We start from the raw sequence: 13,312 nt of genomic DNA on the forward strand, positions 1-13,312 counted from the left end.
CTCGCACCCGCGCATTCCGCGCGAGGTATGACGAGGGGAGCGCTCCCCGACCTCTCCCCTGGGCACACGAGAAGCCCTCACCCTAGACTCAGGGCATGCTCCCCTTCCTCATCGTCGGCGGAATCGGACTCGTCCTCGTGCTGATCTCGCTCGTCTTCGACGAGATCCTCGACTTCCTCGACGGGGCACTGTCGGGCACCGCGGTGGGCAGCGCCCTCGTCGTGTTCGGAGCCTCGGGCGCGATCGCCGTCTCGAACGGGCTGCCCGAGTGGTCGGCCTACCTCATCTCTGCCGTCGTCGGCATCGTCGTGCTGGTCGGCGTGCAGCTGCTCATCCGCAGTCTGCGCCGCAGCGAAGACGGCACGCCGTCGTCTCCCGTCGGGCTCTACGGCGTCACCCGCTCGACCGTCACCACCACCTCGGGCGAGGTGAGCCTCGACGGGCCGCACGAGATCGAGACGCGGCTCGCGTTCGCCGACGAGACGATCCCGCGCGACACCCGCATCCGCGTGATCGAGCTGCAGGGCGCCCGCGTGCGCGTCGAGCGCGCCACCCCGGCGCCCGAGAACTGAACCACCCGCACACCACCCCGAAAGGCACGCTCCCGTGAACTTCATCTCCGAGAACGTCACCGTCTTCGCCGTGATCGCGCTCATCATCGTCGCGCTCGCGATCTTCGGCTTCATCGCCGGACGCATCAAGCGGGTTCCGCCGAACTCGGCCATGGTCGTCGTCGGCCGCGGCGCCGGCGGCAAGGTGGCCGAGCCGGATGCCGGCCAGCGGGTCGTGATCGGCGGTCGCGTGTTCATCTGGCCGATCCTGCAGCAGGGCTTCCTCGTGTCGCTCGAGCAGCGTCAGATCGGCATCGCGGTGGAGGGCGTCGACAAGAACTTCATCAAGCTCGCCATCCAGGCATCCGTCAACTTCAAGGTCTCGGGCACCGCCGAGGGCGTGCGCCGCGCCGCCCAGCGCTTCCTCTCGCAGCAGAACTCGCTCACGCAGATCATCCAGCAGTCGCTCGAGGGGTCGCTGCGCTCGATCATCGGCAACATGCCGATCCAGGAGATCATCTCCAACCGCAACGCGCTGTCGGAGGCCGTGGTCGAGGCGACGAAGGCCGACCTCGCCGAGCAGGGTCTGCAGGTCGACCTGCTCAACATCTCCGACATCTCCACACCCGGCACGAGCTACCTCGCCGACCTCGGTCGCGCCGAGGCCGCCCTCGCCCGCCAGAACGCGGAGGTCAAGGAGGCCGAGACGCAGCGCGCGGCCGAGTTCGCCCGCATCGAGGCCGCCGAGCAGATCGCCGAGCGTCAGAAGGCGCTCTCGCTCAAGCAGGCCGCCATCAAGGCGGAGACCGACCGCGCCAACGCCGAGGCGAACGCCGCCGGCCAGCTCGCCACCGCCGAGCAGGACAAGATCGTCGCCGTACAGCAGCGCGACGCGCTCGCCGAGCAGGCCCGGGTGGAGCAGGAGCGCCTCGACATCTCGGTGCGCAAGCCCGCCGAGGCCGCGGCTTACGCGACCGTGCAGGCGGCCACCGCCGAGCGCGACGCCGCCAACGCGGCGACCGAGGCGGATGCGTTCAAGCGCACCAAGATCGCCGAGGCGAACAAGGTGGCCGCGGTGCAGGACGCCCAGGCCGCCGCCGAGGCGGTGCGGCTCGCCGGTGTCGCCGAGCGCGACAAGCAGGTGGCGCTCGCCGAAGGTATCAAGGCCGAGGGCGAGGCGAAGGCCGCGGCCGTCGCCGCCGAGGGTCTCGCCGAGGCGAAGGCGATCGACGCCAAGGCCGAGGCGCTCAAGAAGTACGGCGAGGCCGCCCTCGCGCAGGAGATCATCGGCCGCCTGCCGGAGATCACCCGCGCCGTGTCGGAGCCGCTGTCGAAGATCGGCAACCTCACCGTCATCTCGAACGAGGGCGCATCCGCCGTCACCAAGACGGTCACGGATGTGGCCTCCGAGATCCCCGCGGTCGTGAAGAACCTCACCGGGCTCGACCTCTCGGCGCTGCTCGGCGGCGCCGCGGGTGCCGCGCTCGGCGGCTCCGACCTCGCCGCCACGGCGAAGCGGGCCGCCGCGAAGGCCCCGAAGCCGACGGACGCACCGCCCGCGGTCTGACGCACTCCCGCCCGACGGCGCCGGTCCTGTGGGCCGGCGCCGTCGTCATCCCCGCGCCGTCGTCGTCCCGGCGCCGTCGTCGTCCCCGCGCCATCGTCGTCCCCGCGCCCGTCGTTCTTCGCAACTCAGGAGACTTCGCACGTTTCGGCGCATCCGCAGCTCCCCCGCCCCGATCTCCTGAGTTACGGAAACCGCGGTTCTCGCAACTCAGGAGATTGCACGGGTGCGGCGCCGATTCCCGACGGAAGCGCCGGATCTCCTGAGTTGCGGAAACGCTTCGGGCTTTGTTCCGGGGATGGCTGCGGGTGCTCCGCCGGCGGGACGAGTTGCACCTTCGGCGGGGGCATTCGCTGGCGCGGGCGGCGGGGCGGTCGCCCGGCGGGAGAGGTTTCCCCCGCCGCGCGACGACTTCTCCATCCGATCGGCGCAACACCGCGAGTGATGGCGTCCCGACCGCACGGGCGCGCTCAGAAGTCGAGGGGCGGGGCGTCGTCGTCGGTGAGGGGTGGGTAGTCGTCGTCCGGGGCCGCAGGAGTGGGGGCGGATGCGGGGGCGGATGCCACGGCCGGCGCGGGCGCGGGGGGCTCGTCGCCCGCGACGAGGGCGAGCACCGCGGCGCCGTAGGCCTCGAGCTTCTTCTCACCGACGCCCGAGACGGTGCCGAGCTCGGCGAGGCTCGCGGGCTCGGTGAGGGCGATGCCGCGCAGCGTCGCGTCGCCGAAGACGATGTAGGCAGGCACGCCCTGCGCGCGAGCGACGTCGGCACGCCACGCCCGCAGGCGCTCGAAGAGCGGCTGCGCCGCCTCGGGCAGCTCGGCGCCCGCGCTGCGCTTCTTCTGCTTGGCGACCCGTTCCGGCTCGCGCCGCAGCGACACCGTGCGCGATCCGTCGAGCACGGATGCCGAGGCCTCGGTGATCACGAGCGTGCCGTAGCCGTCGGTGTTGACGGCGAGCAGCCCCTGCGCGAGCAGCTGCCGCACCACCCCGCGCCACTCCTGCTCGCCGAGCTCGCCGCCGATGCCGTAGGTGCGCAGCTCGTCGTGCCGCTGCTGACGGATGCGCTCGGTGTCGCGCCCGAGCAGGATGTCGATGAGGTGCCCGGCGCCGAAGCGCTGGTTGCGCTCGCGCTGCAGGCGCACGATCGTCGACAGCAGCTTCTGGGCCGGCACCGTGCCGTCCCACGCCTCGGGCGGCGCGAGGCAGGTGTCGCAGTTGCCGCACGGCTCGGAGGCCTGCCCGAAGTAGTTCAGCAGCTGCACCCGGCGGCACTCGACCGTCTCGCAGAGGGCGAGCATGGCGTCCAGGTGCTGGGATGCGCGCCGCTTGTAGGCGGCGTCGCCCTCCGACTCCTGGATCATGCGCCGCTGCTGCACGACGTCCTGCAGGCCGTAGGCGAGCCACGCCGTCGACGGCAGGCCGTCGCGGCCCGCACGCCCCGTCTCCTGGTAGTAGCCCTCGACCGACTTCGGCAGGTCGAGGTGGGCGACGAAGCGCACGTCCGGCTTGTCGATGCCCATGCCGAAGGCGATCGTGGCGACCATGACGATGCCGTCCTCGCGCAGGAACCGCGCCTGGTTGCGGGCGCGCACCCCCGCATCCAGCCCCGCGTGGTACGGCAGCGCCGGGATGCCCTCGGCCACGAGAGCATCGGCCGTCTTCTCGACGGAGGCGCGCGAGAGGCAGTAGACGATGCCCGCATCGCCCGGATGCTCGGTGCGGATGAGCTGCAGCAGCTGCGCGAGCGGCTGGTTCTTGGGCTCGATGCGGTACTGGATGTTGGGGCGGTCGAAGCTCGACACGAACTGCTGCGCGCCCTGCAGTTCGAGCCGTTCGACGATCTCGTGACGGGTGGCGGCGGTGGCCGTGGCGGTGAGGGCGATACGCGGCACGGTGGGCCAGCGCTCGTGCAGCACCGAGAGGCCGAGGTAGTCGGGGCGGAAGTCGTGCCCCCACTGGGAGACGCAGTGCGCCTCGTCGATCGCGAACAGGGCGATCGGGGCGCGGTCGAACAGCTCGCGCGCGCTCTCGAGCTTCAGCCGCTCGGGCGCGAGGTAGAGCAGGTCGAGCTCGCCCGCGAGCAGCTCCTGCTCGACGAGCCGTCGCTCGTCGGGGTTCTGCGTGGAGTTGAGGAACGCCGCCCGCACCCCGAGCGCGGCGAGCGCATCGACCTGGTCCTGCATGAGGGCGATGAGGGGCGAGATGACGACGCCCGTGCCCTGCCGCACGAGGGCGGGGATCTGGTAGCACAGCGACTTGCCGCCGCCCGTGGGCATGAGCACGACCGCGTCGCCGCCGCCCACCACCCGGTCGATGATGGCGCCCTGGTCGCCGCGGAATCCGGCGTAGCCGAAGACGCGGTGGAGGACCTCGAGGGGGGCGGGCATGCGCCTACCGTACCCGGCGGCTCGGACGTCGACCGGATCGGGGACGCCGCCTGTGGATCGCCGCGCCGCGGGCGTGAAAGCGCGTTCACCCCCGCACGGGTGCCCCCCCTTCGGGGTCGTCGCGCACGTCGGATTGAATCGTTACCTTCGTCTTCAAGGTAAACCGGATATCTGGGGGGAATCCGGAGCGGGGGATCGCCGTCGGGGGGCGGCGACCCCCGCACCTTCATGTGGACCCCAGAAACCCCACGCGGTGCACGGCCGCGCAGCGGCCCGCAGGCACCAGTGGGATGGACCTGCGGGCCGCTTCACGCATCCGGCGACCGGGCTACAGCACGATCACCGGCGACGGCCAGCTGAGCGACGGGTCGAAGCCCTCGCCGTGGAACTGCGCCGACAGCAGGTGGATGCCGCGCTTCAGCTTGCCGAGGTTGACGGTCACCTTGCCGTGGTCCGCCTCGGTGAGCTGCACGGTCGCGACCGTCTTGAGGCCGTCGCGGATGACGAGCTCGCCCACCGCGGGCGACCCGTCGGCCGTGCGCACCGTGACGGTGTACTTCACCGGCGAGCCCCACACGATCAACGGCGCGGAGCCGCTCGTGCGGGTGGCGACCGGCTCGGCCGGCTCGGTGGCCGCGGCCACGTCGATCGGCAGCGTCACCTCGGTGCCGCCCGGACCGGAGATCGTGAGCGTCTGGGCGCCCTCGACCCCCTCCGGGACGGTGAAGGTCACGGTGGCGGTGCCCTGCTCGTCCGTCGTGTCGACGATCTGCAGTGCGATGGCGCCCGTGCCGAGCACCTCGCCGCCGAGGCTCACGGTGGCATCGCCCGAGGTGGCACCTCCCGCGCTGAACAGCAGCGACGAGAACTCGGCCGTCACCTGCTCGCCCGCCTGGTAGGCGGTGCCGTCGGCGGGGGCCGTGAGCGTCGCGCCCACGGCGCGCTGCTCGGTGGGCGGGGCGACCGGCGAGTGCTCGCCGATGTAGGCGACGAAGGCGTCGAGGTCGATGCGCCCCGAGTCGGCCTTGTTCGCACCCTCGGCGAAGGCGCCGAAGTTGTCGCCGCCGGCGGCGAGGAACGAGTTCGTCACCACCTTGACCACCTGGTCGTCGGTCACCGGCTCGCCGTTCAGCGTGATCGCCGTGATGTGCGATCCCGCCGCCGCGGCCGGGTCGTAGACGTACTCGAGCCCCTGCGACAGCCCGAGCTTCAGGAACGGACGCGCCGCCCCGGCCGGCTGCCACTGCTGCTCGAGCACGGCCTTCAGCTGCGCCCCCGTGAGGTCGAGCGTCACGAGCGTGTTGGCGAACGGCTGGATGAGCGCCGCCTCCGCGTAGGTGACGTTGCCGTCCGGGTCGTCCTCGCCCGTGCCCGCGTACACCAGGTCGGCGCGGATGCCGCCCGGGTTCATGAGCGCGGCCTCGGTTCCGAGGTCGCTGGTCGCCTCGAGCTGCGCGTCGGCGATGAGGTTGCCGATCATCGACTCGCCGCCGCGGTTCTCGGAGCCGTCGGACTGCACGGCGCGCCGGATGTCCTGCGTGATCGTGCCGAGCGAGACGCCGCCGAGCTCCTTCGCGACCTCCACGGCATCCGCGACGATCTGCGCGACGGCCGGGTCGGGCGCGAATGCGCCGATCAGGTTGAGGTTCTCGGTCTCGATCGAGAGGGCCTCCGTCTCGGGGTCGTAGACGATCGTCGAGTGCCCGTACATCGCCCCGTACTGGCCGGAGGAGATGACCGGACGCGTGCGGTCGGTGCCGGGGATCGGCACGTCGAAGTCGTACGCGAGGTGCGTGTGACCGGAGATGATCATGTCGACGTCGGGGTCGACCCCGTTCACGATGCGGCCGAAGTTGGAGTCGTCGGTCGCGCTCGAGATGTCGGTGGTCGCGGCGCCCTCGTGCACGAGCAGCACCAGGATGTCGGCCTCGCCGTTGGAGTCGTCGCCGTCGCTGAGCTGCTCGGCGACCCGGTTCACCTCGGGCACGACCTCCTTGACCTCGAGGCTCGCGATGCCCGCGGGGCTCACGAGCTCGGTGAGGTCCTCGGTGACGGCGCCGATGAAGCCGATCCGCACGCCGTCGAACTCGCGCACCTCGTACTCCTGGTAGGCGGGTTCGCCCGTCGCGCGGTCGTAGAGGTTCGCGGCGAGGTACGGCCAGTCCGCGTGCTCGAGGATGCGGTCGTCGACATCCGCGCGCCCCTGGTCGAACTCGTGGTTGCCGAAGGAGCTCGCGTCGAGCCCGATCTCGTTGAACGCGTCGATCGTGGGCTCGTCGTGCTGGATGAACGAGGTGAAGGTGGAGGCGCCGATGAGGTCGCCCGCGCCCACGAACAGGGTGTTCGGGTTGGCCGCCTCGTAGGAGTCGACCATGCCGCCGAGCACCGCCGCCCCCGCGGTCGTCGAGGAGGCCTCGAGCCGGCCGTGGAAGTCGTTGATGCTCAGCAGGTCGATCGTGACCGGCGGCTTGACGGCGCTCACCCCGACCACGACCGGGTCGTGGTCGCTCGAGCGGTACGGGCTCGTGCCGTCGGTGGCGCCGTAGGCGTAGCCGCGGTCGCTCCACTCGGCCGAGTTGATGCCCCACACCCCGACGCCCGTGACCGAGCTCGCGAGCGAGCCGCTGACGAAGGCGTGGTCGAGCGAGCCCAGCTCGCCGTTGTAGCTGTAGGTGTACTGGCCCTGCGCCTTCGTCGGCACGAGGTCGACGAAGCCGGCGTCGGTGAGCGCCTGGGCCGGGTCCTCCTGGCCGTAGGCGTTGAAGTCGCCGAGCAGGATGACGTCGGAGCTCTTGGCCGGGTCGGCGGCGATGCCGGCGACGAAGTCGACGAGGCGCTCCGCCTGCGCCGTGCGCTCGGCGTTGAAGAAGCCCTGGCCGTCGGCCGGCTCGGGGGCGGTGTTGCCGCTCGGCGGGCTCTTCGACTTGAGGTGGTTCGCCACGACGGTCACCAGCCGGCCGTCGCCGATGTCGAAGGTCTGGGCGACCGGCTTGCGCGCGATGTCCCACACGGCGTCCGCGTCGGCGAAGCTGTCGCCGACGGGCGTCACGACCGACGGCTTGAAGATGATCGCGGTCGTGATGACGTCGTTGCCGTCGCCGTTCGCGGCGTCGGGCGTGGGGATGTAGTCCCAGGTACCGGCGCCGGCCGCGTCGTTGAGCCCCGCGACGAGGTCGCCGAGCGCCTCGTCGGCGGTCTCGCCGAGCACGGCGGAGTTCTCGATCTCCTCGAGCGCCACGACATCCGCGCCGAGCCCGTTGATCGCGGCGACGATCTTCGCCTTCTGCTTCGCGAACTGCTCGGGGCCGGATGCGCCGCGCGCGTCGCCGCCGAAGGTCGTGAAGTAGTTGAAGACGTTGAAGGAGCCGAACTGCACGTCGCCGCCGACCTCGGGGGCCGTCGCGGGGCGCGGGTTGAGGGTCTCGAAGCTGGGCTTGTACTCGGCCGGGCTGGCATCGGTGAGCGGCGTCTGCGGCTGCAGGCGCCAGTTGTCGAAGCCGTAGCCGAGGATCATCGTGTTGGTCGGCGGCACGAAGCGGTCGCCGTTGCGGACGACCGTGTCGGCCGTGAAGTACGGCTGGTCCCCCGCATGCGCGCTGTTGTCGACGCGGATCGAGTAGCCGTCGTCGACGATGAGACGCCGGGCCAGGTTCGACGCGGCGATCGCGTTCGCGGCGTCGCCCGCATCCGTCGTCTCGGTCGACTTGACGAGCTCGCCGCCGGCCGAGAGCCAGAGCGAGCCGAAGTTGTACAGCTCGTGGCTGGATGCCAGGCGGTAGTCGCCGGTCGGCTGCACGAGCATGCCCTCCAAGGCCTCGCGCGCGTCGCCGACGACGGTGTCGGGCAGCGGCGTGGCCGCGGGCAGGCCCGCGCCCGCCTCGACGACCTCGTATGCGGATGCGGAGGTCGCGGTGAGCTGGGTCTGGCCGCCGTACTCGCCCGCGGTGCCGGTGACCTTCACGAGGTCGCCGACCGCCACGGCGGGGTTCAGCTGGTTGAAGTAGACGAAGATGCCGTCGGATGCGCCGGGGGTGGCGTCGGTGTCTCCCCCGGATCCGGCGCTCTGCAGGTAGAGCCCGCGGTAGCCGGATGCGGCGTTGTAGTAGCCCGTGACGACGCCTTCGACGGTGACCGTCTGGCCGCCGAGCGGGGTGGTCGCGCCGGTGCCCTGCACCTCGGCGATCGTGTGGGTGGTGTCGGCCGCGAGCGCGGGGGTCGCGTTCAGCGTGGCGAGCCCGAGGGCGGCGACGGCGGCCGCGGCGACGGCGGTGAGACGGCGCCGGGCGGGGCGCGACGGATCGAGGGTTTCTGGAGTTGTCATGACGCGCGGTGCTCCGTTGTTCGAAGGGGACAGCGTTGGTCGGGTTACCCCCCGGTTGGGGGCCACCCCCTTGCCTACCCTCCGCCCCCGACGCCGCGCAACCCTTCGCGCATCCGCGTCATCGGGCGTTCATCCGGCGCTCATCTGCGCAGTGCGTCGCACGGCGGAGATCAGGGTCATCCCCGATGTCCCCGGGATTGCATACCGGGTATGCATATACTCGTGATGCATCCGCGATGACGAGGGAGTGACATGAGCGTGCGACAGGGCCTGCTGGCCGTGCTCGAACTGGGGCCGAACTACGGCTACCAGTTGCGGGCCGAGTTCGAGCAGCGCACGGGCGGCACCTGGCCGCTCAACATCGGGCAGGTCTACACGACCCTCGACCGGCTCGAACGCGACGGCCTCGTACGTCGCGGCGCGAGCACCGAGGAGGGACAGCTGCTCTACGAGATCACGGACGCCGGCCGCGCGGCGACCGCCGACTGGCTCGGGCATCCGGTGACCCGCGAGCGCGCGAGCCGCGACGAGCTCGCCATCAAGCTCGCGCTCGCGGTCACCCTGCCGGGGGTCGACATCCCGGCGCTCATCCAGACCCAGCGCACCGCGACGCTCGGCGCGCTGCAGGACCTCACGCGCCTCAAGCGCGAGGACTCCGGCGACCTCGCCTGGGAGCTCGTGCTCGAGTCGATGATCTTCCAGCTCGAGGCCGAGGTGCGCTGGCTCGACCACTCGGAGGCCCGCCTGGCCCGCGAAGCGCGCACGTCTCGCACCCCCCGTCGGTCGAGTAGCCCGCACAGCGGGCGTATCGAGACCACCGCCGCTGCCGAGACCGAGACCACCCGATGACCACCACCCCGCTCCTCCGCCTCGACGGCGTCTCCGTGCAGTACGGCTCGGGTCCCACCGCCGTCACCGCCCTCTCCGGCGTCGACCTCGAGGTGCACCGCGGCGAGCTCGTGGCCGTCATGGGTGCATCCGGATCCGGCAAGTCCACCCTGCTGACGGTCGCGGGCGGCCTCGTGAAGCCCACCTCGGGCGAGGTGATCGTCGACGGGCAGTGGCTCAGCAGCCTGAGCGCCGGCCAGCTCGCGACCCTGCGCCGCCGCCACCTCGGCTTCGTCTTCCAGGACTACAACCTGGTGCCCGCGCTCACCGCGATCGAGAACGTCGCGCTGCCGCTCGAGCTCGACGGCTGGAAGGCCTCGAAGGCGCGCCGCGCCGCCCGCGACGCGCTCTCCACGGTCGAACTCGCCGAGCAGGCCGACCGCTTCCCCGACGACCTCTCCGGCGGCCAGCAGCAGCGGGTCGCGATCGCCCGCGCGGTCGTCGGCGGCCGCAGCCTCATCCTGGCCGACGAGCCCACCGGCGCCCTCGACTCGACCACCGGCGAGGTCGTGCTGCGGATGCTGCGCACCCGCGTCGACCACGGCGCCGCCGGCATCCTCGTCACCCACGACGCCCGGCACGCCGCCTGGGCCGACCGGATCGTGTTCATCCGCGACGGCCGCATCGTCGACGAGTCGAGCTACCGCGGCGTGGATGCCATGGTCGGGGGCCGGGCGTGAGCTCGCGGGCGGATGCGGCGCTGCCGTCGCGCTCGAAGCGCACCAGCCGGGTGGCGGCGCGGATCGCGTGGCGCACGGCACTGCGGCATCCAGGGCGCAGTGCGCTCATCGTGGCGCTCGTGGCCCTGCCGACGATCGGACTCGCGGCCGGCACCGTGCTCATCACCAGCACCGTCCCGACCACGGACGAGAAGCTCGCCTACGCCCTCGGCCGCACCGAGGCGATGGTGCAGGCGTACTCGCCGCCCGACCCGACGCTCGACCAGTCGCCGACCGTCGCGGGATGGGCGGAGCGGGACGTCGACGAGAACTACGAGCCCACCGGCTACGACCCCGACGCCGAGGTGCTCGCGCCGGATGCGGTGTTCCCCACGGGCACCCGTGTGCTCTCGACCTCCGAGGTGAACGCCACCGTGCGCACGGATGCCGGCATCGACGCGGTCACGGTGATCGAGGGCGACGCGGGGGATCCCGCGCTCGAGGGGCGCTACCACCTGGCCGAGGGGCGGGCGCCGCAGCGCGACGACGAGTTCGCGCTCAGCGGTTCCGCGCTCGAACGGCTCGGCGTCGAGCTCGGCGGAACCGTACGGATCGTCGCGCCCCGCACGGTCACCGGCACCGTCGTCGGCGTCATCGAGGACCGGGCCCGATCCGGTGACACCGCGACCGTGTTCGCGCGCGACGGTGCGGTGAGCGACGTCCGCGCGGCCGACGACCCGACGCACGCCTTCTTCTACCTGCCCGACACCGAGCTCGACTGGAGCGCGGTGCGCGAGCTCAATCAGAAGGGCTGGATCGCCTACTCGCGCCAGGTGGTCGAGCATCCCCCGGCGCCCGGCGACTTCTCCGTGGGCGCCGGCTCCGGCTCGTGGACCGACGACATCAACTCCGGCTACATCTCGCTGCTGCTGCTCATCGGCGGCTTCGCCGTGTTCCAGGTGTGCCTCCTCGCCGGAGCCGCGTTCATCGTCGGCATGCGCGCCGACCAGCGCTCGCTCGCGACCGTGGCGAGCGTCGGCGGCGACCCGCGGCTCGTCTCACGCATCGTCTCGATGGGCGGCGTCGTGCTCGGCGGAGTCGGCGGCCTCATCGGGATCGGCCTCGGCGTGCTCGCCGGTTGGGGCTACTACGCGCTGACCGACGACGGCAACGCCGTGACGCTGCCGGGCTTCCACCCCTGGCCGCTCGCGCTCCTGCCGGTGCTCGCCGTCGGCGTGCTCGCGGGGTGGTTGGCGGCGCTCGCGGCGGCGCGCGGGGCGCGACGGATCGACGTGGTCGCCGCGCTACGCGGCTCGCGCCGCCCGCAGCCGGCCCACAGGCGCCGCGCCGTCGCAGGAACCGTGGTCGCGCTCGTCGGGGCCGGGCTGCTCGCCGTCGGCGGGCTGCTGGCGGTGCTCGGCTACTGGCCGCGGTATCAGCTCGACGTCGTCTGGATCGCCATGGCGGTGCTCGTCGGGGGCGCGATCGTGCTGCAGCTCGGCCTCGCCCTCACGACGCCGGCGCTGCTGGGCGGCGCTGCCCGCATCCTGAGCCGGGTGGGAGACGGCGCACGGCTCGCGAGCCGGGATGCGAGCCGCAACCACGCGCGCTCGGTGCCCGCGGCGGCCGCGGTCATGAGCACGGTGTGCGTCGCCGTCTTCCTCATGACCTATCTGGCATCCGGTCAGAAGACGATCGACGACGAGTGGCGGTACGAGGTGCCGATCGGCGACGTGAGCGGAGACCTGGCGCCCGTGGGCCTCTTCGACCCGAGCGACCCCTCCTCCGCGTCCGTGCGCACCTTCCCCACCGACGACCAGGTCGACGACGTGCGGGCGCTGTTCTCGAGCGTGCTCGGCACCGCCGAGGTGACGGTACTGGAGGCGGTGCTCGACCCGATGACGTTCGGTGCCGAGCAGCCGGACGCCGAGTGGACGACACCGCACGTGTACGGCGTCTCGCCGTGCGAGCAGTCGACCCCCTCGTGCGTGCCGAGCTTCCCGTACGAGTTCGGTCGCAACGACCACCTCTACGTGGGCGACGCGAACGACCTGGCCGTCATCCTGGGCCACAAGCCGGACGACGACGCCGCGCGGATGCTGGCGGGCGGCGGCGCGATCGCGTTCTGGCCGGAATATGTGGAGGACGGGAAGGTCACGCTCGACACCTGGAGCGACGCGCAGCTGCGCGGGCCGTCGGAGGGCGACGACCCGCTGCGCTCCGTCACGGTGCCCGCACTGTCGGTCGCGTCGGACTACACCGGGCTCTACGGGGTGCTGCTGTCGCGTTCGGCCGCCGACCGGCTGGGTCTCGACTACGGGCCGGTGCGCGTCGTCGCCCCCGCGCCGGGCGGTGTCAGCGATCGCCAGTACCAGGCGCTCTGGGCCGGGATGCAAACCCTCATCGGCAACGCGAGCGCCCGCTACGAGGCGGGACCGCCCCAGTACGCGGGCGGCTTCGCGTGGGCGATGCTGGGGCTCGTCGCGCTCATCACCTTCGCCTCCGCATCCGTCGCGATCGGCCTCGCCCGCGCCGACGGCCGGCGCGACGACGAGGTGCTGGATGCCGTGGGCGCCCCGCCGCGCCTGCGCCGTTCGGTCGCGTTCTGGCAGGCGATCGTGGTCGCCGGCATCGGGACGCTGCTCGGCGCCGCGGTCGGGGTGCTGCCGGTGCTGACGCTCGCCCTCGCGACCCGGCTCGCCCAGGAGCAGGGCGGATGGACCGGCGGCGGACCGCTGCAGGACTTCGCGGCGCCGTGGCTTCAACTCGGGCTCGCCGTGGTCGGTGTGCCGCTCGCGATCGCGATCGGCTCGTGGGCGACCGCGGGGCGGCGGCGGGTCGCGGTGCGTCGCGTGGGCTGAGTCCGCGGGTATCACTCGGCGTCGTCGGGCCTCCTCCCTCGTACGCGGCCGTCCGACCGCGGAACAGAGAGAAAGGCACGA

General features: G+C 72.2%; 7 protein-coding genes. 5 read left to right on the plus strand and 2 right to left on the minus strand.

What is annotated here, in order from left to right; all coding sequences use genetic code 11:
• Positions 1-95 precede the first annotated feature (95 nt).
• Positions 96-572: an NfeD family protein gene (locus D7I47_RS05090; protein WP_120762039.1), complete on the plus strand. Its 477-nt coding sequence runs from the start codon at positions 96-98 to the stop codon at positions 570-572.
• 34 nt (positions 573-606) lie between these two features.
• On the plus strand, positions 607-2,118 hold the full coding sequence (locus tag D7I47_RS05095) for an SPFH domain-containing protein (RefSeq protein ID WP_227000872.1): 1,512 nt from the start codon (positions 607-609) through the stop codon (positions 2,116-2,118).
• A gap of 467 nt (positions 2,119-2,585) precedes the next feature.
• Here the strand turns inward: D7I47_RS05095 and recQ are convergent, their stop codons facing one another.
• Both recQ and D7I47_RS05105 read right to left on the minus strand, forming a co-directional pair.
• A complete protein-coding gene (recQ, locus tag D7I47_RS05100) occupies positions 2,586-4,502 on the minus strand; it encodes a DNA helicase RecQ (RefSeq protein WP_120762040.1) in 1,917 nt (638 codons plus the stop codon).
• Positions 4,503-4,830: 328 nt separating this feature from the next.
• Entirely contained in the window at positions 4,831-8,823 is a 3,993-nt protein-coding gene (locus D7I47_RS05105) for an ExeM/NucH family extracellular endonuclease (RefSeq protein WP_120762041.1), read from the minus strand.
• A 252-nt stretch (positions 8,824-9,075) separates the two neighbouring features.
• Here D7I47_RS05105 and D7I47_RS05110 point away from each other — a divergent pair, with 252 nt between their 5' ends.
• From D7I47_RS05110 to D7I47_RS05120, 3 genes are read left to right on the plus strand one after another with little or no spacing between them, the layout of a single operon-like run.
• The gene (locus tag D7I47_RS05110) at positions 9,076-9,672 is read left to right on the plus strand and encodes a PadR family transcriptional regulator (protein WP_120762042.1); all 597 of its coding nucleotides are present in this window, start codon (positions 9,076-9,078) and stop codon (positions 9,670-9,672) included.
• Positions 9,669-10,391, plus strand: coding sequence for an ABC transporter ATP-binding protein (locus tag D7I47_RS05115; protein WP_120762043.1), 723 nt, complete (start codon positions 9,669-9,671; stop codon positions 10,389-10,391). Before D7I47_RS05110 ends, D7I47_RS05115 begins: the two co-directional genes overlap by 4 nt.
• Positions 10,388-13,231 carry an FtsX-like permease family protein gene (locus tag D7I47_RS05120; protein ID WP_120762044.1) on the plus strand — a complete coding sequence of 948 codons (2,844 nt, stop codon included), beginning with the start codon at positions 10,388-10,390 and terminating at the stop codon, positions 13,229-13,231. Before D7I47_RS05115 ends, D7I47_RS05120 begins: the two co-directional genes overlap by 4 nt.
• Positions 13,232-13,312: the final 81 nt, after the last annotated feature.

The organism is Protaetiibacter intestinalis (assembly GCF_003627075.1).
Taxonomy (GTDB): Bacteria; Actinomycetota; Actinomycetes; order Actinomycetales; family Microbacteriaceae; genus Homoserinibacter; species Homoserinibacter intestinalis.

What these genes read in the sequence shown, in the direction of transcription:
- D7I47_RS05105 (WP_120762041.1), bottom strand. Translation starts at nt 8,823, where the DNA reads ATGACAACTCCAGAAACCCTCGATCCGTCGCGCCCCGCCCGGCGCCGT.
- D7I47_RS05115 (WP_120762043.1), top strand. Translation starts at nt 9,669, where the DNA reads ATGACCACCACCCCGCTCCTCCGCCTCGACGGCGTCTCCGTGCAGTAC.
- D7I47_RS05090 (WP_120762039.1), top strand. Translation starts at nt 96, where the DNA reads ATGCTCCCCTTCCTCATCGTCGGCGGAATCGGACTCGTCCTCGTGCTG.
- recQ (WP_120762040.1), bottom strand. Translation starts at nt 4,502, where the DNA reads ATGCCCGCCCCCCTCGAGGTCCTCCACCGCGTCTTCGGCTACGCCGGA.
- D7I47_RS05110 (WP_120762042.1), top strand. Translation starts at nt 9,076, where the DNA reads ATGAGCGTGCGACAGGGCCTGCTGGCCGTGCTCGAACTGGGGCCGAAC.